Raw genomic sequence first — 25,363 nt, 5'->3', positions numbered from 1 at the left:
ATCTGCGGCGGACGCCGCTTGCAATCGCTGTTGCGAGATCGCAGCGGCGCGTGCTTCGTGCCGCTGGCGGCATCACGCGAAGCCCCGGCTGCAGACAGCGCTCACCAATCGGTGGGCGCATAGTCCTTGAGGAACTGCCCCCACACATGCTCGCCGGTGTTGGCGCCGTGGATGATCGGGTCGACGATGCGGGCGGCGCCGTCGACGATGTCCAGCGGCGGGTGAAAGCGTTCCTGCTGGACCTTGAGCGCGGCGATGTCGGCCGGATCCTCGTCGGTGACCCAGCCGGTGTCGACGCTGTTCATGTGGATGCCGTCGTTCTGGTAATCGGCCGCCGAGGTGCGCGTCATCATGTTCAACGCGGCCTTGGCCATGTTGGTATGCGGATGCCGGGTGGTCTTGAAGTTGCGGTAGAACTGCCCTTCCATCGCCGAGACGTTGACGATGTGCTTGTCGCGCTCGGGCGTGCGCAGCATCAGCGGCTTCAACCGCGCATTGATGATGAAGGGCGCGATGGCGTTGACCAGCTGGGTCTCCAGCAGCTCCACCGAGGGCACTTCGTCCATCAGCAGGCGCCAGGAGTTGCGCCCGCGCAGGTCCACCTGTTGCAGGTCCTGGTCCAGCCGTCCTTCCGGGAACAAGTGCTGCTGGCCAACCAGTTCGTCGTCCAGCAACGCCACCTGCGACAGCTCGGCGGCGCGGGTGAGGCCATCGGCGCCGTCCAGGCCGCGGCCATGCACCGCCGGCAGCGCCATCGCCGAGGCATCGCGCAGTGGTTCGGGCGTGCGCAGGCCTTCGTAATGGCCGACCAGGTTGCGCACGGTGTCCGGCAACTCATGCAGCGCGGCGGTTTCGCCGGCCATCATGTGCGCGTAGAACTGCGGCGGGCGGCGCACGGTCTGGCAGGCATTGTTGATGATGAAGTCCAGCCTGTCGCGGGTGGCCAGCAGCTGGCTGCAGAACGCTTCCACGCTGGGGGTATGGCGCAGATCCAGGCCGAACACCTGCAGGCGATGGCCCCACTCGTTGAAGTCCGGCTCCTGCGCATAGCGGGCGGCCGAATCGCGCGGGAAACGCGTGGTCACGATCAGTTCCGCACCGGCGCGCAGCAGTTTCAGGCCGGCCTGGTAGCCGATCTTGACCCGGCCGCCGGTCAGCAGCGCCACGCGTCCGCGCAGGTCGGCGGTTTCGGTGCGCTTGAAGTAGTTCAGCTCGGCGCAGGTCGGGCACATCTGGTCGTAGAAGTGATGCAGCTGGGTGAACTTCTGCTTGCACACGTAGCAGTGGCGCAGCTCCGGCGAATGCGTGGGCTCCGGTGCGGCAGTGGCGTTTTCGCCGTTGTGCGCATCGTGCAGGCCGGCGGCATGCGGCGGGAAGAAGTTCGGCGTGCTGAACACCGGTTTGCGCCGCAGTGCGCGGATGCCGCGCTGCTCCAGCAGCGCCTCGGCCTTGCGCACCTTCTCCTGGTGCCGCTCGCGCTCGCGCTGCTTGAGCAGCTGCCGCCGCGCCTTGGGCTCGGGGTGGTAGACCCTGGCCACCACCTGGTGCAGGCGCACGCGGTCGGCCTCGGGCAGGGTGTCGAGCACGCTGCGGTCGGCCTCGATGGCCTCCAGCAGGTCCAGCGCCGCGCGCAGGCGGTCGGTCAGGGGCAGGTCGTCGGCGGGCGGGAGTGGGGCGTTGGTGTTCAAGATGGATCCGGGAGTGAGCGGCAGCAAGCCGTGACGAGTGCGGCGGGCAGCCGACAGGAGAGCGCAATGGACGGTGAGCCTTTGTACAGCGGACGAGGACGGCACGCCGCTGGCCGGTGGTGCGGCCGTCCGCTATTTTCGCCGATTGTGATGGGTTGGCGCCAATGGAGAGGGGCGGAGGGGAGGGCGGCCAAGGGACGTTTTGATCGGGACTTGGGTGCGCTGTCGTGTCGCAGCTGGATCGGCCGCTCGCGGCAGGTGGCGAGGGAACCGTCGCAGTCATGGCAGGCAGTTGGCGTTCTGCCAGTGGTTGAAGCCTCGAGCGAGGGCGGCCCCGGTGCCAATGCGCGGGAGTTTAGGTAACCTTCGCAACACACCGGAACGGCAGTGACGCCCGACCGCTCAAGGGGGAAATCGATGAAGACGTTCGTGCTGGCCGCTGCGCTGGCCAGCTTGCTCTGTGCCTGTACCGTTGTCTCGCCCGATCCGGGCCAGAAGGCCGTGTTGGTGGATAAACCGATGTTCTTCGGCAAGGGTGGCGTTCGCCTGGACGATGTGCGTGAGCCAGGTCGGACGTATGCGTGGTTGACCACGTCGGTCACCTATGTGGATGTGACGCCACAGACGGTGCAGGTGGCTTTTGACGATTTCTCGTCCAGCGACAATATCCTGTTGGACTTCTCCACCCAGATTCAATATCGCATCACCGCGCCGGCGTTGTTGTTGTCCAGGTTCGGGCAGGGTTGGTTCAAGAACCAATGTCGCCAGCCAATATGCGTCCATCGTGCGCGACCAGGTCAAGCGCTACGACATGACCAGGATGATGAGCGATCCCGATACCGCCAGACAGATCGACGATTCGGTGACCCAGAACGTGCGTGCGCTGGTCAAGGAGCAGCAGTTGCCGATCGAGATCCAGAACATCACCTTGGGCCGCGCACGTCCCAACCCGGATGTCCTGCAGCAGATGAACCTGACCGCTGCACAGCAGCAGCGGGTCAAGACGCTGGTCGAGGCCACCACGGCTGAGCGGCAGCGTGAACAGGAGCAGGTGGCCAAGGCCGATGCCGACAATGCGTACCGCAATCGCATGGGTCTGACGCCCGAGCAGTACCTGGCCAGCCAGATCGCCGAGCTCAACGCCGATACCTGCAAGAAGGCGCAGGCCTGCTATATGGTGCCTTCCGGCACGTCGGTGATTGCCAGATAGCGCGCGTTGCCGGCCGCATGCGGTGCAGGGGCCGCGATTGCCTTGCAGTCGTTGATCTCCGGTCTTGCAGCGCAGATGGCTGGTCGCGGTTGCTCATGCCAGCAGGCCCACTCACGCACTCTCCAAATCGGCTGGGCTAGGGTTGCGGCCTACTGGTGTAGCGGAGAATGCAGCATGGGCCTGTTGGTCGACGGCAAGTGGCAGGACAGTTGGTACGACACCAACAAGAGCGGCGGACGTTTCGAGCGCTCGCAATCGCAGTTCCGCAATTGGGTGACGCGCGATGGCAGCCCTGGTCCGCACGGGGAGGGTGGCTTTCAGGCTGCTCCCGGCCGCTATCACCTGTACGTGTCGCTGGCCTGCCCGTGGGCGCATCGCACCTTGATCTTTCGCCGCCTCAAGCGGTTGGAGTCGTTGATCGACGTATCGGTCGTGAACTGGTTGATGCGCGACCAGGGCTGGACGTTCGATCCTGGTCCGGGCGTTATCGCCGATCCGGTTCACCATGCCAAGCGATTGTATGAGGTGTATCTCAACGCCGATCCGCGCTACTCCGGGCGCGTGACCGTGCCGGTGTTGTGGGACCGCGAGCGCAACACGGTGGTGAGCAACGAATCGGCCGACATCATCCGCATGTTCAACAGCGCCTTCGATGCCGTTGGTGCGGCCGACGGTGACTTTTATCCGGCCCCGTTGCGCGAGCAGATCGATGCGCTCAATACGCGTATCTACGACACCGTCAACAACGGCGTCTACAAGGCGGGCTTTGCCACCACGCAGGCCGCCTACGAAGAAGCCGTGGTGCCGCTCTTCGAGACACTGGACTGGCTGGAGGCGCGCCTGGGCGAGCACCGCTATCTGTGCGGCGACCAGCTCACCGAAGCGGACTGGCGCCTGTTCACAACGCTGGTGCGATTCGACGCGGTGTACGTGGGCCACTTCAAATGCAACCTGCGGCGCATTGCCGACTATCCGCAGCTCTCCGGCTACCTGCGTGAGCTGTACCAGATGCCGGGGATCGCAGAGACGGTGAATTTCCAGCACATCAAAGGCCATTACTACCAGAGCCACGACCTGATCAACCCCACCGGCATCGTGCCGCTGGGGCCGGTGCTGGATCTGCAGGCGCCGCATGGGCGTGGTGGCTGATGCAACCGGCGGCTGCACGGCGCAGCGCTCGGGCGCACTGCCGCATGGCGTGCACTAAGCTGTGCGCCTTGGTGACCAACAGGAGCGGTCAGTGCTGAATCATGTGATGGTGGGATCGAACGATATTGCGCGATCCAGGCAGTTCTACGATGCGGTGCTCGGCGGCGTCTTCGGCGCTCCCGCGCCGCTGGTCAACACTGCCGGCTCCGGCCATGTGCGGCTGTTCTATCGCCATGCCGGCAGCACCTTCGCCGTCAGCGAGCCGATCAACGATGCACCGGCGACCAGCGGCAACGGCGCCACCGTCGGTTTCACCTGCAGTTCGCCAGAGCAGGTGCAGGCCTTCCACGACGCGGCCGTGGCTGCAGGCGGGGTGTCCATCGAGGATCCGCCGGGCGAGCGTGAGAGCCGCATGGGAGCGGTCTGGCTGGCCTACGTGCGCGACCCGGATGGCAACAAGCTCTGTGCGATCTACCGGCCCGTCTAGACCCGGATACCTGCGCTGCGGCGACATGCCGCAGCGCTGTCGGGCATCGTGCTGTTGCTGCGCCAGGGCGACGGTGGGGTGACCGTCGCCGCGGCGCGGCACGCAGTTGCGTCAGGTGACGGACCCAGGCACCGGGTGTTGGGCTAGTGCTTTGCCGCGTCGCGCATGATCAGCGTCGCAGCGCCCACCGTGATCGCGTCCTCGACCACACCGGTGCTGGTCTGGCCATAGCGTTCGATCGCGCGCATGCGCACGTTGAAGGTAAGGTAGGCGGCCGCCACTGCGGTGGTCGCGCCCAGCACGGCAGCCACGCCGCGCTGATGGCGCGGTGCCAGCGCGGTGCCGACGATGACGCCGGTGGCGATGCGGGCAATCATGCCGGGCAACACGATGCGGTCGGGAGCGGTTTTCATCTTGTCGCCGGCCAGCTCACCACCGGCCAGCGCCAGCATGCCGGCCGATGCGAGGGGATTGGCGAGCAGTGCCGGCGCGCCGTTGTCGGCGGGGAGCTTGCCGGTGCGCGCAGCGTTGGCCACTGCGGCCAGCGGGGTCATCGAGCGCATGCCGGCGACGGCGCTCATCAGGAGGGAGTGGATCAAAGCCATGTGCACCTCTGCAGGAGCATGCTGCCTGGCGCCAATGTGGAGCCGGCAGGCATGCGTCGGGTTGTCGATGCCCAGAGCCTAGGAGGCCGGATGTCTGCGCGATGGCAAGGCGGTGCCAGTGCGATGTGCCTGCCTGGCGGGAGGGCGGTGTTGCCTGACGCGTGGGGGAAGGTGCAGGTCGATCCATGCCGGGGTAGTGGTGCGGGCGTGCGGCAGCAGCCGGCAAGGCCATGCCCGTGTCGGCGCGCTGCCTGGCCATGCGGGCGCGGCAGCGCGTTGCCATCGCCAGGGCCGGTCAGGGCTGCTTTGCAAAGCTGCCCGCGCGCCACGCCAGCCACAATACCGACAGACCCACCGCCAGGCAGATGAGCACGCCGGGCAGCGAGGCTTCCGGGCCGAAGGCCCCGCCGGTGAGCCATTGCGGAAATCCGGGCGTTGCCGTGCTGCGGGCAATGGCCGGGCCCATGTCGGTCCCGGAGACCGCCGCGCCGAACAGATAGCCCTGGGTGAAGTTCCAGGCGATATGCACGCCGATCGACATCCAGATGCGGCCGGTCAAGGCATAGAACGCGCCCAGCAGGATGCCTGCTTCCAGTGCGATGCAAATCGCCGCAAACGCCGTTGCATGCGGGTTGGCGATATGGCCGAAACCGAACAGCGCGGCAGAGGCGATAAACGCCACCCACGGGCCGAACGCGCGCCATACCAGGCGCAGAAAGATGGCGCGGAACAACAGCTCTTCGATCACCCCGGCCTGCAAGGCCTTGCGCACCGCCGTCCAGGCCGGCGCCGGGCCAAGCGCCTGGATGTCGTACAGCCCGAACAGCGCCATGATGCCCATGACCGCGGCGAACATGGCCGCGCCGATCAACAGTCCAATGCTCAGCTGCGGCAACATCGGGCGTAGTGCGAGCTCGCTGGCGCGCCGTCCTTCGGCCAGGCGCACCGCCACCACGTAGACCGCCAAGCCCACCGCGATACCGACCAGGCTGGCAATCAGTTGCAGCGGCCCGGAGTCCTTGGGCAGCAGGCTGCCGACGGCCCTGCCGGCCATGGGCGCCAGCGTGGCGACCGCCGCCAGCAGCAGGACTGCCCAGCCGATCGCCCGCAGCCAGCGTAGGCGGCCGGGCTGCAGGAAGTTGCGCTCGCCCAGCGCAATGCGGTGGGACGCGTGGCCGTGTGTGGTCAGTGCGCTATTGGAAACCGCCGGCGTTGGTGCGTGCATGGGTTGGGGGCCTGTGGGTGGTTGCTAGCGGGTGGTTGAACGGGACGAGGCGTCTGCCACGACTGCGATACGGCTGGCGAATGCGCGCTGTTGCACTGCCGGGTCGATCAGCGCGTGTCACCCGGTGAGGAGCTGCTGCGCAACAAGGACTTGAGCCCGTGCGTGATGCCGCGCGGTGCGACGCTCAAGTGGTCTTCGTCATCGAGAACCTCCAGCGCGAGATGCAACGATGGATAGTGTCGCGCGCGCAGCGCCTGCGCCATCTTCTGTGCGTCGATGACCATGTCGTAATTCTGGTGGTGGCGCACCTGCTCGTATTCGCCGACGTACATGTACACCTGCGCCGGCAGGTCGGTATGCGACGCGGCAAAGCTGTTTTCCTGCGCCACCATCGCGTGCTCGCCATACCAGTACGAGGGGCTGCCCAGGATGTAGCCGGCGAACATCTCCGGTGTGCTCAACAGGATCTGCGTGCCCAGCAGGCCGCCGTACGAGTGCCCCAGATACAGGCGCCGCTGTTCGTCGGTCCGGTAGCGGTTGGCGACGAACGGCAGCACGCGATCGCGCAGGTAGCGGATGTAGTCGGCGCTCTTGCCGTGGGTGGCAACCGGCGCTGCGGTCGGGCCATCTTCCGGGGTGGGCGTGTAATCGCGTCTGCGGCTCGGCATGGGCTCGTCGCCGACTGCGTAGGACAGCCCGACCAGAATGAAATCGGAGATGGCTGGCCCTTCGCCGTTCAAGCGCCGCGCGATCTGCTTGACCAGCGGGAACGCATAGTCGCCATCGGTGGCATACAACACCGGGTAACGACGCTGCGGATTGTCCGCATAGCCGCGTGGCAGCGCGACGAAGACCTGGTAGGTGCGGCCTGTCGCCGGATCGGGCACGTCCCAGACCTGCGTATCGGCCAGTTCATACGGTTGCCCACCGCCACGCTGGCTAGCAGGCGCGTGAGCGGGCGTATCCTCTGTGGCTGCTGGTGTCGCTTTGGCAATGGGTGTGGGTGCTGGCGGTGGTGCCTTGCCGCAGCCAGTCAGTAGCAACACTGCCAATCCAGCCCATAACAGCTTGTTCAATACAGCCTCCTGCATGTGGTGAAGCGTGGTGCCGTTGCAGCGGTGCAGACGAGAGCTGGCTGTCGATACGTGGCGGACCGCGCGTGCCGGTTCTGTCGCCTTGGGTGCGTACCGACATCGACGATGCCAGCAATGCCGGAAGACGCGACTGGCATGGCAACGTATAACACGGGCCGCTGCCAGGTTCTCGATGCTCGAAGAACCCAAGCGCCCGCGGAATCATCGAGAACCCGGGAGCACCCGTGCTCAGTGCAGACGACCAACCACGCGCAATGCCGCCGACTTGGCCATATCGTTCGGATTGGTGCCGGGCAGGCCCTGCGGCACGGCCATGCCCTTGCTGCGATAGAAGTCGGTCCAGTACGGCGACACCTGACCGGTCTGCGGGTTCCTGAAGTTCATCGGTTGCAGCGCAAACACGTGATGTGCGCGGAAGGCGCGCTCGATGAAGTCCGAGCAGTAATAACTGTTGTCGTCCTGCACGTAGGTCTGGTTGTAAGGCTTGCCGAGCATGCGCCGTGCCTGCGCGATGGCGCCGGGGATCGCGCTGCGCTGTTCTTCCGTCAGCCGGTACACATGGATCTGCCGGTGCCTGGTATTGGCGTCTTCGACGAATGCCTGCAGGGGCTGCTGCCGCGAGCCTTGTTCGTCTGCATGCAGCAGCACCTGTTCCGTGCCGTCATGGGCGAGTAGCGCCACGTGATCGAAGCTGGGTGCGTCCTGTTTGGCGGTGGCATCGTCGATGGCGCCACTCAGGCCGGTGCGGGCGGCGGTGACGAACAACAGGTCGCCGTCCTGAAGCTGGACTGCGATGGACGTTGCGGGCAGCAGTGCCAGTGCGAGCACGGCGAGCAGGAGGAGGATGCGCATGGGAGGCCGGCAGGTGATGCAAAGGGCGCCCATTATCGCCAGGAACGACGGCGGGCGGCTGGTGCGCGATGCGCTCTGTAGAATGCGGTGGCCAGCGGGCGTCGCCGCCGCCATCGCGTCGCGGCAATCCCTGTCCGTCTGGAGTGTTGCATGCGTGCTTCTTCTGCGTTGTCGCCGATCGGCCGGCTGTTTGCCGCCGCCGCCTTTTTCGAAGGGCTGACCTGGGCCGGGCTGTTGGTCGGCATGGTGCTCAAGTACGGCACCCACACCACCGAGGCGGTGGTGTGGCTGTTCGGTCGCCTGCACGGCGGCGCCTTCCTGTTTTACGTGGTGGTCAGCGTGCTTGCCGCGTTGCGGCTGCGCTGGCCGTGGTGGGCGTGGGCCCTGAGCCTGCTGGCCGCGTTGCCGCCGCTGGTGACGGTGCCGCTGGAGATGTGGTTCCGGCGCATCGGCTTGCTGGGTGTGCGCATACGGAGCGGTGTCTGAGCACATCAGGGCAGGCCAGGCATTGCCAGGCGGCCGTGCGTGGTACGCGGCATCTCGCTGTGAACGCATCCAACGTCACGCCAGAGGATGGACGCCGCCTACCGCCTTTGCCACCATAGGTGGACCAAGGAAGAGGCGGAGTGTCGCAATGCATTACTGGATGAGGAAGGCGACTGCCGCACTGGCGGTGGCGATGGCAATCACCGGATCGGTTTGCGCGCAGACGCCGCCGCAACCGGTGGATCTGACGCCCTATCTCAAAAGCGACCAGTTCGAGCGGATCAAGATCTCGCCAACGGGCGACTATTTCGCGCTCACCATGCCGCTGGAAGATCGCACCGTGCTGGGCATCGTGCGGCGCCAGGACAAGGTGGCCACCGCGAAAGTCACCGGTGGCGCCAACAGCGTGGTGGACGATTTCTGGTGGGCCAGCGACGACCGCATCGTGGTGTCGATGGCGCAGCGGCTGGGCTCGCGTGACGAGCCGATGGCGATCGGGCAACTGCATGCCATCGACGCCGATGGCAAGAATGGCCGTCTGTTGGCCAGCCCCTATGGCACCAATCCGGAGATCAACGGCGTGCAGTTGAAGATGGACCTGGAGCCTGGCACGTTCATGCTCGATACCTTGCCCGGTGATCCGCGCAACATCCTGGTGTCCACGATCCCGTTCGTCGGCGACCCGAGCATCCGCATCGACAAGCTGGATATCCTGACCGGCCGGCGCAGTACCGTGGCGACATCGCCGGTGCGTCGTGCGAACTTCGTGACCGACCAGCAGGGGCGCATCCGCTTTGCCAACGGCGCCGATGTCACCAACGTCAGCAAGCTGTATTACCGCGACGACGATGCTGCGCCGTGGCGGTTGGTCAACGATGCCGCCAGCAGCGGGCATCGTGCGTTTCCGCTCGGCTTTGCGGCCGATGGCAGCCAGGCCTACCTGCAAGTGGAGCAGGCGACCGGCACCGATGTGCTGGTGGGATGGGACCCGGCCAGCGGAAAGTCCACGCCGTTGTTGCACGACGACACCGTCGACCCCTACCGGATCCTGCGCGACCTGGATGGCACCACGCCGATCGGTGCGTCCTACATGAGCGACCGGGTGCGCAACCGCTTCTTCGACGAGAAGTCGCCGACGGCAAGGCTCTACCGCAGCCTGGAAAAAGCCTTCGACGGCAATGCGGTCTACATCACCTCGGCCACCCGCGACCGTCGCCTGGTGCTGGTGTATGTGTGGAGCGATCGCAACAACGGCGATTATTATTTGTTCGACACGGTCAGCAAGAAGGCCGACCGGGTGTTCAGCCGCCGCGAGTGGTTTCCGCCCGATGGCGTGCCGGCGAGCAGGCAGGTGAGCTTCAAGGCGCGCGATGGCCTGGAGTTGCACGGCTATCTGACCCAGCCGCTGCACGCCGAGGCAGGCAAGCCGTTGCCGTTGATCGTGATGCCGCATGGTGGCCCGTTCGGGATCTTCGACAAATGGGAGTTCGACGACGACACCCAACTGCTGGCCGCAGCCGGTTACGCGGTGCTGCGCGTCAATTACCGCGGCTCGGCCAATTACGGACGTGCCTTCACCCAGGCCGGCGCCAGGGAGTGGGGTGGGCGCATGCAGGACGATCTCACCGATGCCACCCGCTGGGCTATCGCGCAGGGAGTGGCCGATGCCTCGCGCATCTGTCTCTACGGTGCCAGCTACGGTGGTTACGCTGCGCTGATGGGGGTTGCCAAGGAGCCGGCGGTGTACCGCTGCGCCGCTGGCTATGTTGGCGTCTACGATCTGGACATGATGGCCCGCGACACCGCGCGCTCCGCGCGTTGGGCAAAGAACTGGACCGGCGACTGGCTGGGTGCACGTGACACCCTGGCCACGCGCTCGCCGGTGGTGCTGGCCAAGCAGATCAAGGTGCCGGTGTTTCTGGCGGCCGGCGGCAAGGACGAGCGCGCGCCGATCGAACATACCAAGGCCATGGAACGCGCGTTGAAGGGTGCGGGGGTGCCGGTGGAGTCGCTGTACTTCCCCAACGAGGGCCACGGCTTCTACACCGAGGCGCACCGACGCGAGTACTACACGCGCTTGCTGGCGTTCTTGAGCAAGCAGCTGGGTGGTGGGACCGCGAAGTAAGAGGGGCGTTCCATCAGGTGTTGCCTGAGGGGGCGCATGATCTCGCGTGCCGGTGGTGGTGCATGCGGTTTGATGTGGCAGCTGTACCGTGTGCGCCTGCATTCCTTTGCGGTGCTGTGTTGCGGCGTTTGCGTTTGCGGGTAGGGCGTCGCGGCCGGGTCCGCTCCTACGGTTCTTGGGGGGCGTGGTGTTGCGCTAGGGCCGATGCTGCACGACGGCGCAGGCTGGCTGCGTCGCCGCTTTCTCTGCACTCCCGGTTCAACTGCGCGATAGCGCGGCACCGTCGATGGCCGACGATGCCGCGTCCAGCGTCGCCTACTTCTCCGGCATCGGCTTCATCTGATACTGCGCCGGCGGGGTGGCGCCGAGCAGGTGCTGCACGAAGTAGTCCCAGCGGCGGCGGGCGACGTAGGGGGTGAGCTCGCCGTAGCCGTGTTTGGCGTTGGGCAGCATCAGCATGTCGAAGTCCTTGTTGGCCTTGATCAGCGCATCGGCGACCAGCAAGGTCAGATACGGCGGCACGTTGTCGTCCAGCGTGCCGTGCACCAGCATCAGCTTGCCCTTGAGCTTGCTGGCGCGGGTGGCGTTGGCCTGGTCGTCGTAGTTGGAGGTGCCGTCCTTGTTGACGATGTGCTCGCCGTGATACTTCTCGGCCCAGTCGTCCTCGTAGCCGCGGTTGTCGTGGTTGCCGCTTTCCGACCAGGCCACCTTGAACAGTTCCGGGTAGCGCAGCATCGCGGCGGTGGACGCATTGCCGCCGCCCGAATGCCCCCAGATGCCGACGCGGCTGGTGTCGAACCACGGGTAGCGCTGGCCGAGTTCCTTCACCGCGGCCACCTGGTCGGGCAGGGTGTTGTCGCCCATGTTGGCGTACCAGGTGTCGTGGAAGGTCTTGGAGCGCCACGGCGTGCCCATGCCATCGATGGCGATCACGATGAAGCCCAGTTCGGCCAGCGACTGGTTGTCGCCATGGCCGGCCAGGAAGCTGCGGCCGCGCACCGAGCCGGTCTGCGGGCCGGGGTAGACGTAGTCGATCACCGGGTACTTGCGCGCGGGATCGAAGTTCGTCGGCTTGAACATCAGGCCATACAGCGTGGTCTTGCCATCGCGCGCCTTGACCGTGATCGGCTCCGGCGGCACCCAGCCGGCGGCCTTGAGGCGGCTGATGTCGGCGGTGGCGATGGTGCCGAGCGTGCGCCCGTCGGCGGCATCGCGCAGCACGCTCACCGGCGGCGTGACCGAGGTGGAATAGGTGTCGACGAAGCGCTTGCCATCGGGCGACAGCGCGATGCTGTGGTCGGCGACCTCGGGCGTGAGCAGCACCGGCTCGCCGCCGTCCAGGCTCACCTTCCACAGCTGCTGGTAATACGGGTCCACGCCCGGCGTGCGGCCCACGCCGACAAACCATGCTGTGCGCGTCACCGGGTCCACGCGCAGCAGTTCGGTGACGTTGCCTTCGCCGCTGGTGATCGCGCGCTTGGGTTTGCCGGTGGCCAGGTCGTAGAGATACAGCTGGCCCCAGTCGCTGCGCTCGGAGAACCACACTGCCTCGTTGCTGCCGGGCAGGTAGGCCCAGTTGGCGGCGACCTGGCCGCTTTCGTAATAGGTCTTGGCGGTTTCGTCGAAGGCGGTGCGCACGGCGCCGGTGCCGGCATCGGCGATGCGCAGCCAGACCTGCTTGTGGAAGCGCGAGGTCGAGGCGAACGCCAGGGTCTTGCTGTCCGGCGCCCATTTCACGTCATCCCACAGGCCCGGCGAGCAGCTGACGTCGTCGCACAGCGTGGAGCGGTGCTGGTCCGCTGGCATCTTCAGCCGCACCACGCTGGCACTGGGCACGTCGATGATCACGCGCTCGATCGTGGTCACGTCCTTGTCTCCGGCCAGCGGGTACTTCCACGACTGCAGTTCCGGATGCCCAAGCTTGGTGCTGACCAGGTACATGTCGCCGGTCTTGCGCTGGTCCTGCTGGAAGGTGGCGATCTTGCGCGAGTCCGGCGACCACGCCACGATGGCGTTGTCGCTGTGCTGCCAGCCGGCGTTGTCGGTGGCGTAGCCGAAGTTTTCCACGCCATCGCGGGTGAGCTGGGTTTCCTGGCCGCTGGCCAGATCACGCACCCACAGGTTCCAGTTGCGGATGAACGCTTCGCTGCGCTTGTCCGGCGACAGCACGCCCGGTTCGGGCTTGTCCTTCGCATACAGCTTGCTGCAGCGCGCACGGGCGTCGCAGACCACCGCGGTGTCGCGCACGTTGAGGCGGTAGCGGCCATCGGCGCCAAGGCTGACCTTGGGCGCCAGGGTGGCGGCCTTGAGCGGCTTGTCACCGGTCTTGAGCAGGGTGTTGAGCGCGGTGGCCAGCGCCGCGGGCTTGAACAGCGGCGCGGTCTTGCCGGTGGCGGTGTCCAGCTGCAGCAGGCGGTCGCCCTTGGCATCGTGGTCGACGTAGACCATACGGGTGGCATCCAGCCAGGTCACGCGCGTGGCCGCATGGTCGACCAGGGGCTGCGCGGCGTAGTAGATCAGGCGCTCGGCACGGGCGTAGTCGGCCTCGGTCACGCTCGGTGCCTGCGCGCTGGCCACCGCGGGCAGCAGGGCGGTCATCAGGGCAGCGAGCAGGTGGCGCAACGGCAACGGTGTGGGCATGTGGACCTCATCAAAAGGGTGCGCGCCGACAACGGCGGTGCAACCTCGCATGCTACGTGTGCGGGCGGGGCATGCGACCCTGCCAAACGTCGTGCCTTGCCGTGGAACGAAGATGCCAGGCGTGGCGCCCCAGGTGCCGCTCGCCCTGCGGCACCGGCGACTACTTGCCCATACACCGCTTCCAGCGCGCGTTGACCCGCTGCGCGAACCAGGCGGTGGTGAGGGTGCGGGTGATCTTGGGGCTGTCCAGGGTGATGCCGGGCAGTACCGCCCGTGGCAGCGGTTTGCCGGCGCTACGCTCGGCCAGCGCGAACACCTGGCGATACAGCTCGGTGTCCTGGAAATCGATGGAGTTGCCGGCCTCCAGGGCACGGCGGAGCTGACGGTCACTCATCGCCAGCTGGCTGCCCAGGGCGCGTGCGGCGCGTTCGGTGGCGCCGGGCGCATCCAGGCTGGCGCCGGGCGTCAGCAGGTCGCCGTCCAGGGTCAATGCGATCCCGCTGGCCTTGCTCAATGCTGCCTGGAACGCGGCATTGCGGCTGGCGTACCAGCCGGCGTTGAAGTCGGCAAAGCGGTACAGCAGCGCGTCGTAACTGGCCGGGTAGCCGAGCAGGTGCCGGGTGCCGAACCACACCCCGCCGCGACGGCTGAAGACCTCGTGGCGGATCGAGTCGCCAGGCGGATACGGATAGCGCTCGGCGTGCTGCTCGGCAAACGCGATGCTGACCTGCATCGGCCCGGCGGTATGCACCGGATTGAGCCCGTCGAACAGGCGCGCGCCCAGCGGCACGCTGCCGGTGAAGTCTTCGAAGATGCGGCTCAGCTCCTGTTCGGTGCGCGCGCTGGCAATGCGCGTGGCATAGCTGCGGCCATCGGGCGAGGCGATGCGCAAGGCGGCATCGACCATGAAGCCTGGGATGTGATGCGCGCCGGCACGGCGGTCGATCTCCGCGCGCGAAATCCTGCCGAGATTGGGCACGACCGGGTTGGCCTGGTAGGTCGACTCCTGCTCGGTCACCGCCAGCACCGCGCAGATGTCCTCGGCGCTGGTGTCCAGCCCCTGCGAGGACAGCGCCACGTACACATCGTCGGCCCAGCCGGCGCGATCGGTCAGCGTGGTCGGCAGGCGCCGGGCGATGTCGGCCTTGACCGCGTCCGGCGAGCGCTGTGGCGCGCGCGGCGCCTGGGTGGCGCAGGCCGACAGCAAGACGACGGCAAGCAGCGTGAGCAGGCGGGGCAGGCGGGATGTCACGGCGTCTCCAGGATCGGTGGGGGCGGTGCGGCAGTTTACGTGGCTGTCGCCGGGCCGCATCCGGCGATGTGCAGCAGGGCGGCTGCGGCAAGCCTGCCGGGTCGCAGGCGTTTCGCAACGCGCGCGGCCGCCGGTTGCCGGTCGCCACCGGCACGAGCTGCAGGCCGATTCAAGCCCGCAGCCCGCAGGCCGCTAACGATCCTGGCGCAATGCGTGGCGATCACATGACCTGCCGCGCTCGCCAGTCATCATGACCGTGTGTTTGCATCGCGGCGTCAGGCAGACGCCGACGTCGCTCCGATTCCACCGCCAGCCAGCCAGCCACGGGAGAGCTTTAGTGCTGCAGCAACCAGCAAACCCGATACGGGGCGGGCGGCATGTCCCGTCCACGGCAGCCATGCGGTGTGGCTTGTCGTCGCCGTGAGGGCCCGATGAGCGGCGCGACGCCGCGCTGGCGGCGCATGGTCGTTGCGATGGCCGCGATGCTGTGCAGTGCGACGCTGTGGGCGCAGCCGCAGCCATGGAAGCGCATCGAAACCGCCACGATCGACGACCCCAGGGCCGCCCTGCAGGTCGCCCAGGCCGCGTTGCAGCGTGCCCGCAGCGATGGCGATGCCGACGCGCAGTTCTGGGCCTTGCTGGCGCAGGCGCGCGTGCTGATTTCCCTGGAAGAGAGCGAGCGCCGTCAGGCGGCCCTGGCCCAGGCGCGTGCGATGTTGACGAACGTGCGTGGCAACACGGCGCAGGCGCAGCTGTGGCTGGCGATCGTGCAGGCGCTCAGCGATGTGCGCGAGAGTCCCAACCGCGGCATGCTGGCGCGGCTGGAAGCGCTGCGTCAGCAGGCGCGTGCGCTGGGGCGCAACGATCTGCTGTGCGAGGTCGAGGCGGTCGACATGTGGAGCATGCTCGCCTCCGGCAGCAGCGACGAGGCCTGGAACGCCGCACAGGCCAGCTACCAGTGCGCAGTGCGCGAACACAGCCTGGGCCTGGAGCTGGATGCCTTGACCCAGCTCGGCTCGCTGGCCAGCCGCGTGGGTGGCCGCTCGACCGAGGACAACGACGCCGAAGACTACCTGCAGCGCGCCCTGGAGCGCCTGCGCGGCCAGCCGGCACGCTTTCAGCGCAGCCTGATCGAATACGAGTACGGCACGTCGCTGGCAGCGCAGCAGCCGGACGCGGCGTTGCTGCATTTCAAGCGCGCGCTGGCGCTCAGTCGCGAGCTGGGCGATCAGGCCGGCGTGGCCGCGGCATTGACCAGCGGCAGCGAGGTCCTGATCGAAGCCGGCGATGCCAGCGCGGCATTGGCAATGGCGCGCGAGGCACTGCCGTTGATGCAACGCCAGGGCAATGTCGGCCGGGTGGCCGCCTGCCATGCGGTGTTGCTGCAGGCATTGACCGCGCTCAAGTCCGGCAGCCTCGGCGTGGAGATCGTCGCGGCCAAGGCGGCGGACGACCCCCACCTGTCGCTGGGACGGCGCGCGAAGCTGCTCGATGCCATTGCCCAGGCACTGGCGGCGGAGGGGCGCCATGCCGAGGCATACCAGGAACTGCAACGCGCCAACACGCTGCGTGCGCAGAGCCTGGATCGCCAGCGCGACACCGTGATGCTGCGCCTGCAGGCGCGTTACGAAGACGCGCGCCGTGGCGCCGAAACTGCCGAGCTGCGCCGGCGCAGCGAGACCGCGCAACTGGCCTTGCAGGCCCGCGAAGCCGGTCAACGCGCCCTGTGGATCGCCCTATGTGCGGCCTGCCTGTTGTTGCTGGGTGCGTTGGTGGTGCTGGCCTTCGGTGCGTGCCATCGGCGGCAACTCTCGCGGCTGGCGATGCGCGACGAGCTCACCGGCCTGCCCAACCGCCGCGCCATTCGCGCCGAGGCGCAGCAGCAGGTCGAGCAATCGGTGCGCTCGCAGGTGCCGTGCATGCTGGCATTGATCGACCTGGACCACTTCAAGCTGATCAACGACGTGCACGGGCATGCTGCCGGCGATGCCGTGCTCAAGGCGCTTGCCTGCGCCTCCAGGCTGGCGCTGCGGACGCAGGACCGCCTGGGCCGGCTGGGCGGGGAGGAATTCCTGCTGGTGCTGCCGGGCTGCAGCGCAGAAGAGATTCCTGCCGTGTTTACGCGGCTGCGTAATGCAGTGGCCGCGATCGAGATCGCCGGCCTGCCCACCGACCAGCCGGTGCGCTTCTGCATGGGCGCGGTGAGCGTGACTGCAGGAACCGGCCTGGATGTGCTGCTGGGGCAGGCCGATCTTGCCCTGTACGCCGCCAAGACCGCCGGGCGCGATCAGTGGGCGGTATGTTGACGCGTGGATGAAGGCGCCTGCGGCCTGGCTGCCGCAGCGCTCGCTGATGCACCGAGTGCAGTGCGCGCGGTGGTGCGTGGCAGCGGTCACCAGGCTCTGCCCGCGACCGCCCGACACCCATGGGCGTACACTGCGCCGCCTCCAGCGAACCGATGCCTGCGTGAAAAAAAAGCGGCCCAAATCACCGCCACCTGCGCCAGCGCCCGCAGCGTCCCGGATCCATGAATGGATCATCGGCGGGGGGGCCGTTGTCGTGGCGATCGCCTGTTGCATGCGGCTGTGGCTGTTGCTGGAGGCGATCGTCACGGGGCGCTATATCAGCGTCATCCGCGGCCGGCCGACCAGGATCTTCCATGCGGATGCAGACCCGCAGCGGTTCTGGATCGCCATCGGCTGGGATGCGTTACTGACCAGTGTGCCGTTGGCGGTCATCGCCTGGTTCGCCTACATTGCCTGGACGGCGCACAGACGCGGCCGGCGATGACCTGCGCGGTGCTCCACGGCATGCGCAACTGCGGTGCCGCACTGTCGACGACGACGCGGCTGCGCAGGCGTGCGGCGAGCCGCTGGTCAGTACACGGTGTTGATCAGCAAACGGGCCGCAAGGCGGTGGCACCGCCTGCGCCGATCGACACCTGCGCGTCATGCGGCAATCAGGGCTGCGTTTGCTTTTGCTTGCGCGATGGCGTTCGCGTCTCGCGCTTGGGCCAGGTGTCGTAGCTGTAGACGAACTGCTTCTGATCGGCGCCCACGGTGGGGTCGCAGTGCCAGGAATTGGCGACGCTGCCCGGTTCCAGCACGCCATCCACCTCGCGCACGGCCTGCGCTTCGAATGCGCAGATCGGCCCGTACAGCTTGATGTCCCAGCCCGGCTCCGCCCGGGGGTGGGCGTGTTGCACGAGCACGATATCGCTGCCGTTGAAGTGATGCACCTGGGCGCCATGTTCGCGATTGATGCTGAAGTAGCACGGCGCGCCGATGTCCAGCGGGAGCACTTCATCATCGCGCAGCAGCGCGCACTTGCCGGCGTGTTCGCCCAGGCGAATCGTGCGCCCGGCCAGGATGGCGGTGGTGACCGGATGGCGGGCGGTGACGTCGGACATGGGTTGCGACGGTGACGGTGTTTGCGGCGCGGTCTGCGCGTGTGCCGGCGCGCCGGTCATCACCACCAGCGCGGTCAACAACCAGGTCGTAAGGTGGAGGCGCATGCAACGTCCTTGTCGTGGGCAGTGCAGTATCGCAGATCCATTTGCAGGCCTGATGCCGGTGACAGACGCGATGCGCTCCGCGCATGGCTGGCCGATACTCGACGCGGCCTGTGTCTGCTGTAACGCAGGTTGGCGCACAGCATCGCCGGATGGCTGGCTGCTGTTGACCGCGCGTTTCAGTTGCCGCAAGACGCGTGCGATCAGCGCCGCGCCGGCAGCGTCGCCAGCACGCCATCCAGCGCCAGCTGCGTGCTGAAACCGGCCTTGCTCAAGCGTTTGCTTACCTCGTTGGGCACATCGCGCCCGCTGGTGAGCCGGTTGGGCGCGCCGGTGTAATGGAACAGGCGCCCGCCACGCCGCAACACCCGCGCCAGCTGATCGTAGAACAGCTGCGAGTACAGCTCGCCGGCGATGCCGAAACGCGGCGGGTCATGCAGGATGGCGTCGAACGCACCGTCAGCCAGCGTGGCGATGTGCTGCGAGATATCCGCCTGGGTCAGCTGCAGACGCCCGCCGTGGGCGGCATCGTCCGGATCCGGCGACCACGGATTGAGTGTGCGCAGCCACAGCACGTCGGCATTCTTCTCGAACGACTGCAGCTGCGCCACCCCGGCCTCCAGGCAGCAGGCGGCGAAGTAGCCCAGCCCGCCACAGGTATCCAGCACGACCTTGCCGCGCGGATCGACCAGCGCCACCTTGCGCCGCGCATCCTCGAACGGCGACAGCTGCGCCGAGGGCAGCATCTTGATGCCATCGATCTCGAAGGTCGGTGCGCCCCATTCGGTGGGAACCAGCTTGATCAACGCGCCGCCGAAGCGCGAGATCGGGGCGAAGTCGTCGCCGTCCCAGAAGTACAGCGTGCGCTCCTTGAGCTTGCCCGGATACGGGTAACCCCGGCCACGCCACTGCCAGGTCTGCGCGTCCAGCTGCGCGATGCCGGTGCTGCGGCCCAGGTCCAGCGAGCCGGTCCATTGGATCAGGCCACTGCCGCGCGCGGCAAGCAGTGCCTGGGCATCGGAGCAGGTGAGGAGTGGGCCGGAGTAGTGGGGCACGGGTCGCTGGTCTGGGGTCGGCGCGCGTGACGCGCGTCGCCATTACAAGGGATGGACCGGCATCGTAACCGACCCACCGCGCATGGGCATCCAATGCATGACCTGCACGCCGGCGGGGCGGCGCAGCGGCCGTTCTGCAACGCGGTGGCCAGCCCGGCCGTGTGCGACGGTGCCGGTGGCAGTGCATGAGCGCCCGTGCCCGGAGACCTGCGCCGATTCCTCTGGCGCACGCCGCGCCGCATACTGCGCACTGCCCCGTCGACATGGTGTCCGATTGGCGCCAACCGTGGAGGATCGGCAATGGAGGATCGGCAATGCTGAAGGGTGTGTTGTTGGGGTTTGCCTGCTATGCGGCCTATTCGATCAGCGATGCGTTCGTGAAGCTGCTGGAAGGCACGCTGCCGGTCTACGAAGTGCTGTTTCTCGGCGCTTTGCTGATGCTGGTGGCCGTGCCATTCCTGAAGAAGCCGGACGACCGGTTGCGCGAACTGGTGATGGCCAAGCAACCCAGCCTGTGGCTGTTGCGTGCGCTTACCGGCGCCATCGGCAATCTGACCTCGGTGATTGCGTTCACCACCTTGCCGATGGCCGAGGCATTTGCGCTGATCTTCCTGATGCCGATCTTCGTCACCGTGCTGTCGGTGGTGTTTCTCAAGGAAGAGGTGCACTGGCGGCGCTGGTCGGCGGTGATCGTGGGTTTCATCGGCGTGTTGATCGTGCTGCGCCCGGGCTTTCGCCATCTCACCCATGGGCATGTGGCCGCGATCGTGTGCGGCCTGGTCGGCGCCATCTCGGTCATCACCCTGCGCATGGCCGGCCACAGCGAAAAACGCCTGACCCTGTACGGCGCCGGGGTGATCGGCCCGTTGGTGATGGGCGGGATCATGATGTTGCCGACCTTTGTCTGGCCCACGCTGTCTCAGTGGGGCCTGTTGGCGGGCTATGGCCTGCTTGCCGGCCTGGCGGCGATCTGCCTGATGTATGCCACGCGCATGGCGCCGGTGAGTGTGGTTGCGCCAACGCAATACAGCCAGATGCTGTGGGCGATCGCCTTCGGCTACCTGCTGTTTCACGACCACCTGGACTGGCCGATGGCGGTCGGCATCGCGCTGATTCTGGGCGCCGGGCTGTTCACGCTGATCCGCGAAGAGCAGGTCTCGCGGTGGTGGCGGCGGACCAAGATTGTCTGAGGGCGGCGCTGTGCGCCGCGGGAATCGGGAATGGGGAATGGGGAATCGGAGGGCGCTATATCGAAATGTCGCGATGCGCTTGATGCTGTTGCGATTCCCGATTCCCGATTCCCGTCACGGCGCCGTCGTGGATTCCTTGCGCGGTGCACGCCAGGTTTCGACGATGCGCGCGTACTCGCCGCTGGCCTTGCTCAGGTGCAGCCACTGATCGACATAGGCTTTCCAGGCGTGATCGTTGCGCGGTAGCAGGAAGGCCTTTTCACCGTATTGCAGTGGCTGCTCCGGTGCGATCGCGCACAGGCCGGGCAGGCGTGCCTGCTGGTGGAGCGCTTCGGAGGCGTCGGTGATCATCACGTCCGCGCGCTGCGCCAGCAGCTCCTGGAAGATGGTGGTGTTGTCGGCGAACAGGCGCAGGCTTGCGCGCGGCAACTGGTGACGTGCGAAGGCCTCGTTGGTGCCGCCGGGCGGTTCGATCACGCGCACCTCGGGTCGATTGAGTTGCGCGATGCTGCGGTAGCGCGCCTGGTCGACGCAGCGCACCAGCGGAATCTTGCCGTCCACATCCAGCGCCGTGCTGAAACTGGCTTGGCGCTGCCGTTGCAAGGTAACAGAAATGCCGCCGACGGCGATGTCGCAGCGATTGGCGAGCAGGTCGGGCATCAGTTGCGGCCAGCTGGTGCGGACGAACTCCACGCGCGCGTCCAGGCTGCCAGCCAGCGACTGCGCCAGGGCGATATCGCTGCCTTCGAACTGCCCGTCGGCGCGCAGCAGCGAGTAAGGACGATAGTCGCCGGTGGTGCAGACCCGCAGCACGCCGGACTGCAGCACCGCATCCAGGCGCGAGGCAGGCTCGGGCTCGGCCGCGTGCGCGATGCCGCAGCTCAGCAGCACTACACGGCAGATGCGATGGCGCATGGCGTGGCCTCGAAGGAGTGCGGCCATGATAGTCGCGGTCGGCACGGCGTGGTCGAGTACGGCTCAGGCGGACAGGCCGATTTCAGGCGGATGCGCAAACGCTTGCTGTTCAGGACGGCGAGGACGCAGCGGCGCTGGCACGCAGACTGCCTTGGCGATAGACATCGCCCTTTGTCTTTTGGTCGCAAAGTGCCAGGTGCAAGTGCCAGGTGCGGGCGCCAGGTGCCAAGTGGGTGAGCCGTGTCGACACGCGTCAGCCTGCCGGCGTCAACGGTATGTCAGTACGATCCCTCCCGGGATCACGGTGCGGTAGCGCTGCGATGCGCACTGTCGGGGCTCCATTCGAACCCACCGGAGCCACTCCATGCAGCTCAATCCACGCACTGCGCGTCCGATGACCATCGCCAATGCCGGTCTGTCGGCACACGGCACGCCCGACCCGGATACCAATGAAGACGAGATCCCGCTGGAAGAGCAGACGCCGCAGCAAGGCGGTTTGCGCGAGGAGGTGGGCGACCTGGAAGAAGATGACGACCAGGCCTTGCCAGGCCGAGCTGGCGGTGGGCTTGCGGGTGGGTAATACGGGTGGGTAATCGCGCCTAACCAAGCTCGATCAGTCACCTGGTGCGCGGCCGGTACCGGCATTCTTTCAGCGTCGGTCGTTGCAATGCGCAGGTGCCAGATAGATGGCGATGACGCTCGGGGCGGTGGGGTGCGCGCATCGACGGGGCTGCGATTCCTCGATGAGAGCAGTGTCGGACGCGCGGATATCTGGCGCACCAGGGTGGGGCAAGCCGGCCACCTGCGCCGGCGCGCGCTGTGGCCTACCCGGCACGGCGACGCAAACCGCTGGTGTGCGCTGCCGCGATCTCGTATTTTTGACGGCTTGTTCACTTGCCGGTGCCGTGCCCCATGTCCGATCCGTCCGCGCCCGATCATCTGCAACGTAGTCTCTCCAATCGCCACCTGCAGCTGATCGCCATCGGTGGCGCGATCGGCACCGGGCTGTTCATGGGCTCGGGCAAGACGATCAGCCTGGCCGGCCCGTCGATCCTGTTCGTGTATCTGATCATCGGCGCGATGCTGTTCTTCGTGATGCGCGCGATGGGCGAACTGCTGCTGTCCAACCTGGAGTACAAGTCGTTCATCGACTTCTCCACCGACCTGCTCGGGCCGTGGGCCGGGTTCTTCTGCGGGTGGACGTACTGGTTCTGCTGGATCATCACCGCCATCGCCGATGTCATTGCGATCGCCGCCTATGCGCAGTTCTGGTTTCCGGGCCTGGCGCCGTGGATCCCCGCCATTCTCTGCGTGCTGTTGCTGCTGAGCCTGAACCTGGTGACGGTCAAGTTGTTCGGCGAGATGGAGTTCTGGTTTGCGCTGATCAAGATCATCGCCATCTGCGCGCTGATCATCACCGGCGCCGGGCTGGTGGCCTGGGGCTTCCATTCGCCGTCGGGCAACGTGGCCTCGCTGTCGAACCTGTGGAACGACGGCGGCATGTTCCCGATGGGCATTGGCGGATTCTTTGCCGGGTTCCAGATCGCGGTCTTCGCCTTCGTCGGCATCGAGCTGGTCGGCACCACTGCTGCGGAAACCGCAGACCCGCGCCGCAACCTGCCCAAGGCGATCAACTCGATCCCGGTGCGCATCTTGATCTTCTATGTGCTGGCGCTGGTCGCGATCATGGCGGTGACGCCGTGGCGGCAAGTGGTGGCCGACAAGAGCCCGTTCGTGGAGCTGTTCGTGCTGGCCGGGGTGCCGGCGGCCGCGAGCCTGATCAACTTCGTGGTGCTGACCTCGGCCACCTCTTCGGCCAATAGCGGCATCTTCTCCACCAGCCGCATGCTCTACGGCCTGGCCGAGGAGCAGCACGCGCCCAAGGGTTTTGCCAAGCTCTCGCGTGCGGCGGTGCCGGCACGTGGCCTGCTGTTCTCCTGCCTGTGCCTGTTGCTGGGCGCGATGCTGGTGTATCTGATCCCCAACCTGGTCACCGCGTTCACGCTGGTCACCACCTTGTCGGCGGTGCTCTTCATGTTCGTGTGGTCGTTGATCCTGTGCGCGTACATCGCGTACCGGCGCAAGCGGCCCGAGCAGCACGCGGCCTCGGCGTTCAAGATGCCCGGTGGCGTGTTGATGTGCTACGTGTGCCTGGCGTTCTTCGCCTTCGTCATCGTGCTGCTGACCTTGCAGGCCGATACGCGCCAGGCGCTGCTGGCCAGCCCGGTGTGGTTCCTGATCCTGGCGATCGGCTATGCGGTGAAGCGGCAGCAGGCGCGCAGCGGCTGAGCGCTCGCACGGGCCGAACACATCTACCGAGACATCCTCAAGGCCCCGCATTGCGGGGCCTTGGCGTGTGTGGCTGCACGGCGCCGAGATAAAGGCCACTGGCAGCTAAGCGCGTTGTGCGCGTGACGTTGACGTGGATCGGATGGAACGGGATGCTCGCCGCCATCCATCGCCACGGCCCATCGCATGATCACCACGCACCCGATCGCCACAACGCAGCACACGCAAGGGTGCTGGGTCGACCTGTGCCAGGCCAGCGCGCAGGAGCTGGCGCAGGCCGCAGACACGGTGGGGTTTGCGCTGCCGGATCGCGCGGCGATCGGCGAGATCGAATTCTCCAGCCGGGTGCGGCGCCAGGGCGAGGTGCTGTTTCTCAACGTGCCGCGCTTTCAGGACGACGATGGCCCGACCGCGCCGCTGGGCTTTGCGCTGTCGCCGACCATGCTGGTGACCCTGCGCGAGCAGCACATGGGTTCGCTGGATGCAGTGGCGGCGCAGCTGCAACATGACCCCTGCCATAGCGCCGACGATCTGCTGCTGCGCATCTTCGACCAGCTGGTGGGGCGGCTGGCAGACCGGCTGGAATCGCTGGAAGCCGAGGTCACCGACACCACCCGCCAGGTGTTCGACAACCCGCACAAGACCAAGGACCTGGAGCGCATGCTGCATCAGGTCGGTGGCATGGGGCGGCGTCTGGGCGGGCTGCACAATGCCGGGCAGGGACTGCTGCGCCTGGTCACCTATCTGGACGGCACTGCGCCGGACTGGTTCGGCAACGATGCGGCCAAACGCATCGGCTTGCTGCACAAGGACCTGACCACCCTGAGCGAGTTCCAGCAGCACATGGACGACCGCATCGAGTTCCTGCTCGACAGCGTGCTGGGCATGATCAACATGGACCAGAACAACGTGATGAAGGTGATGGCGGTGGCGTCGGTGGTCGGCATTCCGCCAACGGTGCTGGTCGGCATCTGGGGCATGAACTTCGCCTACATGCCCGAGCTCAAATGGCACGATGCCTACTACTGGGCGCTGGGCGTGATCGTGCTGAGCATGGTGGTTCCGCTGGCGTGGTTTCGCAAACGTGGCTGGGTGTAACGCATCAGGGCCATAACCCGTAGGAGCGCACCCGGGCGCGACATGGCGTTACCAGTAAGGCCCTCGCGCCCGGGTGCGCTCCTACGACGTGCCGCCAGCGCATCATCTGGTGCGCACGACTCGCGACCACGCACTGCCAAGCCAGCGCAATTCGGTAGCTGTGCCGCGCGCGCCAAACTACCGGAAACCCGTAGGAGCGCACCCGGCCGCGACGTGGCGTTACCGGTAAGGCCCTCGCGCCCGGGTGCGCTCCTACGACGTGCCGCCAGCGCATCATCTGGTGTGCACGACTCGCGACCACGCACTGCCAAGCCAGTGCAATTCGGTAGCTGCGCAGCGCGCGCCAAACTACCGGAAACCCGTAGGAGCGCACCCGGGCGCGACATGGCGTTACCGGTAAGTCCCTCGCGCCCGGGTGCGCTCCTACGACGTGCCGCCAGCGCATCATCTGGTGTGCACGATTTAGCCACTACACACCGCCAAGCCAGTGCA

Annotated in this window: 20 protein-coding genes and 1 pseudogene; 11 read left to right on the top strand and 10 right to left on the bottom strand. The window is 66.8% G+C overall.

The window, feature by feature from the left end:
* Positions 1–101 precede the first annotated feature (101 nt).
* On the bottom strand, positions 102–1,688 hold the full coding sequence (locus tag EO174_RS05745) for an SDR family oxidoreductase (RefSeq protein WP_126942960.1): 1,587 nt from the start codon (positions 1,686–1,688) through the stop codon (positions 102–104).
* Between the two features lie 429 nt (positions 1,689–2,117).
* On the opposite strand from EO174_RS05745, the pseudogene EO174_RS05740 reads away from it, so the two are divergent.
* From EO174_RS05740 to EO174_RS05730, 3 genes and pseudogenes are all read left to right on the top strand, one after another.
* Positions 2,118–2,898: pseudogene (locus EO174_RS05740) on the top strand (SPFH domain-containing protein).
* A gap of 174 nt (positions 2,899–3,072) precedes the next feature.
* Complete coding sequence (locus tag EO174_RS05735) at positions 3,073–4,047, top strand: glutathione S-transferase family protein (RefSeq protein ID WP_126942957.1); 975 nt, start codon at positions 3,073–3,075, stop codon at positions 4,045–4,047.
* Positions 4,048–4,138: 91 nt separating this feature from the next.
* Positions 4,139–4,534 carry a VOC family protein gene (locus tag EO174_RS05730; RefSeq protein ID WP_104649268.1) on the top strand — a complete coding sequence of 132 codons (396 nt, stop codon included), beginning with the start codon at positions 4,139–4,141 and terminating at the stop codon, positions 4,532–4,534.
* Positions 4,535–4,677: 143 nt separating this feature from the next.
* Here EO174_RS05730 and EO174_RS05725 read toward each other — a convergent pair whose 3' ends face one another.
* The 4 genes from EO174_RS05725 to EO174_RS05710 form a co-directional block, all read right to left on the bottom strand.
* Positions 4,678–5,139 (bottom strand): DUF4126 family protein, encoded by a 462-nt coding sequence (locus EO174_RS05725; protein ID WP_164738995.1) that lies wholly within the window; start codon positions 5,137–5,139, stop codon positions 4,678–4,680.
* Positions 5,140–5,434: 295 nt separating this feature from the next.
* A complete protein-coding gene (locus EO174_RS05720; RefSeq protein ID WP_126942954.1) occupies positions 5,435–6,364 on the bottom strand; it encodes a CPBP family intramembrane glutamic endopeptidase in 930 nt (309 codons plus the stop codon).
* A gap of 107 nt (positions 6,365–6,471) precedes the next feature.
* The gene (locus tag EO174_RS05715; RefSeq protein WP_164740100.1) at positions 6,472–7,455 is read right to left on the bottom strand and encodes an alpha/beta hydrolase-fold protein; all 984 of its coding nucleotides are present in this window, start codon (positions 7,453–7,455) and stop codon (positions 6,472–6,474) included.
* A gap of 231 nt (positions 7,456–7,686) precedes the next feature.
* A complete protein-coding gene (locus EO174_RS05710; protein ID WP_126942951.1) occupies positions 7,687–8,310 on the bottom strand; it encodes a YiiX/YebB-like N1pC/P60 family cysteine hydrolase in 624 nt (207 codons plus the stop codon).
* A 150-nt stretch (positions 8,311–8,460) separates the two neighbouring features.
* Between EO174_RS05710 and EO174_RS05705 the strand changes: the two genes are divergently transcribed.
* Positions 8,461–8,796, top strand: a complete 336-nt coding sequence (locus tag EO174_RS05705) for a DUF3817 domain-containing protein (protein WP_164740099.1) — start codon at positions 8,461–8,463, stop codon at positions 8,794–8,796.
* Between the two features lie 193 nt (positions 8,797–8,989).
* Positions 8,990–10,921: a S9 family peptidase gene (locus tag EO174_RS05700; protein ID WP_126943228.1), complete on the top strand. Its 1,932-nt coding sequence runs from the start codon at positions 8,990–8,992 to the stop codon at positions 10,919–10,921.
* Positions 10,922–11,236: 315 nt separating this feature from the next.
* Here the strand turns inward: EO174_RS05700 and EO174_RS05695 are convergent, their stop codons facing one another.
* Positions 11,237–13,561 carry a S9 family peptidase gene (locus EO174_RS05695; protein WP_164740098.1) on the bottom strand — a complete coding sequence of 775 codons (2,325 nt, stop codon included), beginning with the start codon at positions 13,559–13,561 and terminating at the stop codon, positions 11,237–11,239.
* 160 nt (positions 13,562–13,721) lie between these two features.
* Positions 13,722–14,813 (bottom strand): DUF1615 domain-containing protein, encoded by a 1,092-nt coding sequence (locus EO174_RS05690; protein WP_126942946.1) that lies wholly within the window; start codon positions 14,811–14,813, stop codon positions 13,722–13,724.
* A gap of 431 nt (positions 14,814–15,244) precedes the next feature.
* On the opposite strand from EO174_RS05690, the gene EO174_RS05685 reads away from it, so the two are divergent.
* Together EO174_RS05685 and EO174_RS05680 are read left to right on the top strand one after the other, a co-directional pair.
* The gene (locus EO174_RS05685; RefSeq protein WP_115675953.1) at positions 15,245–17,119 is read left to right on the top strand and encodes a diguanylate cyclase; all 1,875 of its coding nucleotides are present in this window, start codon (positions 15,245–15,247) and stop codon (positions 17,117–17,119) included.
* A gap of 271 nt (positions 17,120–17,390) precedes the next feature.
* The gene (locus tag EO174_RS05680) at positions 17,391–17,603 is read left to right on the top strand and encodes a hypothetical protein (protein ID WP_126942943.1); all 213 of its coding nucleotides are present in this window, start codon (positions 17,391–17,393) and stop codon (positions 17,601–17,603) included.
* Positions 17,604–17,772: 169 nt separating this feature from the next.
* On the opposite strand, the gene EO174_RS05675 is transcribed toward EO174_RS05680, so the two are convergent.
* Positions 17,773–18,327, bottom strand: a complete 555-nt coding sequence (locus EO174_RS05675; protein ID WP_206515042.1) for a hypothetical protein — start codon at positions 18,325–18,327, stop codon at positions 17,773–17,775.
* Positions 18,328–18,527: 200 nt separating this feature from the next.
* Positions 18,528–19,379 (bottom strand): SAM-dependent methyltransferase, encoded by an 852-nt coding sequence (locus EO174_RS05670; RefSeq protein WP_126942940.1) that lies wholly within the window; start codon positions 19,377–19,379, stop codon positions 18,528–18,530.
* 314 nt (positions 19,380–19,693) lie between these two features.
* Here EO174_RS05670 and EO174_RS05665 point away from each other — a divergent pair, with 314 nt between their 5' ends.
* Positions 19,694–20,569 carry a DMT family transporter gene (locus EO174_RS05665; RefSeq protein ID WP_046345616.1) on the top strand — a complete coding sequence of 292 codons (876 nt, stop codon included), beginning with the start codon at positions 19,694–19,696 and terminating at the stop codon, positions 20,567–20,569.
* 114 nt (positions 20,570–20,683) lie between these two features.
* Here the strand turns inward: EO174_RS05665 and EO174_RS05660 are convergent, their stop codons facing one another.
* The gene (locus EO174_RS05660; protein ID WP_126942937.1) at positions 20,684–21,484 is read right to left on the bottom strand and encodes a transporter substrate-binding domain-containing protein; all 801 of its coding nucleotides are present in this window, start codon (positions 21,482–21,484) and stop codon (positions 20,684–20,686) included.
* A 364-nt stretch (positions 21,485–21,848) separates the two neighbouring features.
* Between EO174_RS05660 and EO174_RS05655 the strand changes: the two genes are divergently transcribed.
* The 3 genes from EO174_RS05655 (at position 21,849) to EO174_RS05645 (ending at position 24,871) form a co-directional block, all read left to right on the top strand.
* Positions 21,849–22,064 carry a hypothetical protein gene (locus tag EO174_RS05655; RefSeq protein WP_104649258.1) on the top strand — a complete coding sequence of 72 codons (216 nt, stop codon included), beginning with the start codon at positions 21,849–21,851 and terminating at the stop codon, positions 22,062–22,064.
* A 332-nt stretch (positions 22,065–22,396) separates the two neighbouring features.
* Positions 22,397–23,773: a D-serine/D-alanine/glycine transporter gene (gene cycA / locus EO174_RS05650; RefSeq protein ID WP_126942934.1), complete on the top strand. Its 1,377-nt coding sequence runs from the start codon at positions 22,397–22,399 to the stop codon at positions 23,771–23,773.
* A gap of 186 nt (positions 23,774–23,959) precedes the next feature.
* Positions 23,960–24,871: a CorA family divalent cation transporter gene (locus EO174_RS05645; RefSeq protein ID WP_119130553.1), complete on the top strand. Its 912-nt coding sequence runs from the start codon at positions 23,960–23,962 to the stop codon at positions 24,869–24,871.
* Positions 24,872–25,363 lie beyond the last annotated feature (492 nt).

The organism is Xanthomonas sp. BRIP62418 (genome assembly GCF_003993495.1).
Classification (GTDB): Bacteria; Pseudomonadota; Gammaproteobacteria; order Xanthomonadales; family Xanthomonadaceae; genus Xanthomonas; species Xanthomonas euroxanthea.
Note: the sequence above shows the minus strand (reverse complement) of the source record. Positions and strands in the feature narration are given on the sequence as shown.

Excerpts from the sequence above, each read along its gene's own strand:
- EO174_RS05645 (WP_119130553.1), top strand. The coding sequence starts at position 23,960 with ATGATCACCACGCACCCGATCGCCACAACGCAGCACACGCAAGGGTGC.
- EO174_RS05680 (WP_126942943.1), top strand. The coding sequence starts at position 17,391 with ATGCGGCTGTGGCTGTTGCTGGAGGCGATCGTCACGGGGCGCTATATC.
- EO174_RS05705 (WP_164740099.1), top strand. The coding sequence starts at position 8,461 with ATGCGTGCTTCTTCTGCGTTGTCGCCGATCGGCCGGCTGTTTGCCGCC.
- EO174_RS05725 (WP_164738995.1), bottom strand. The coding sequence starts at position 5,139 with ATGGCTTTGATCCACTCCCTCCTGATGAGCGCCGTCGCCGGCATGCGC.
- EO174_RS05665 (WP_046345616.1), top strand. The coding sequence starts at position 19,694 with ATGCTGAAGGGTGTGTTGTTGGGGTTTGCCTGCTATGCGGCCTATTCG.
- EO174_RS05675 (WP_206515042.1), bottom strand. The coding sequence starts at position 18,327 with ATGCGCCTCCACCTTACGACCTGGTTGTTGACCGCGCTGGTGGTGATG.
- cycA (WP_126942934.1), top strand. The coding sequence starts at position 22,397 with ATGTCCGATCCGTCCGCGCCCGATCATCTGCAACGTAGTCTCTCCAAT.
- EO174_RS05710 (WP_126942951.1), bottom strand. The coding sequence starts at position 8,310 with ATGCGCATCCTCCTCCTGCTCGCCGTGCTCGCACTGGCACTGCTGCCC.
- EO174_RS05700 (WP_126943228.1), top strand. The coding sequence starts at position 8,990 with ATGGCAATCACCGGATCGGTTTGCGCGCAGACGCCGCCGCAACCGGTG.
- EO174_RS05715 (WP_164740100.1), bottom strand. The coding sequence starts at position 7,455 with ATGCAGGAGGCTGTATTGAACAAGCTGTTATGGGCTGGATTGGCAGTG.
- EO174_RS05685 (WP_115675953.1), top strand. The coding sequence starts at position 15,245 with ATGAGCGGCGCGACGCCGCGCTGGCGGCGCATGGTCGTTGCGATGGCC.
- EO174_RS05735 (WP_126942957.1), top strand. The coding sequence starts at position 3,073 with ATGGGCCTGTTGGTCGACGGCAAGTGGCAGGACAGTTGGTACGACACC.
- EO174_RS05695 (WP_164740098.1), bottom strand. The coding sequence starts at position 13,561 with ATGCCCACACCGTTGCCGTTGCGCCACCTGCTCGCTGCCCTGATGACC.
- EO174_RS05655 (WP_104649258.1), top strand. The coding sequence starts at position 21,849 with ATGCAGCTCAATCCACGCACTGCGCGTCCGATGACCATCGCCAATGCC.
- EO174_RS05720 (WP_126942954.1), bottom strand. The coding sequence starts at position 6,364 with ATGCACGCACCAACGCCGGCGGTTTCCAATAGCGCACTGACCACACAC.
- EO174_RS05660 (WP_126942937.1), bottom strand. The coding sequence starts at position 21,484 with ATGCGCCATCGCATCTGCCGTGTAGTGCTGCTGAGCTGCGGCATCGCG.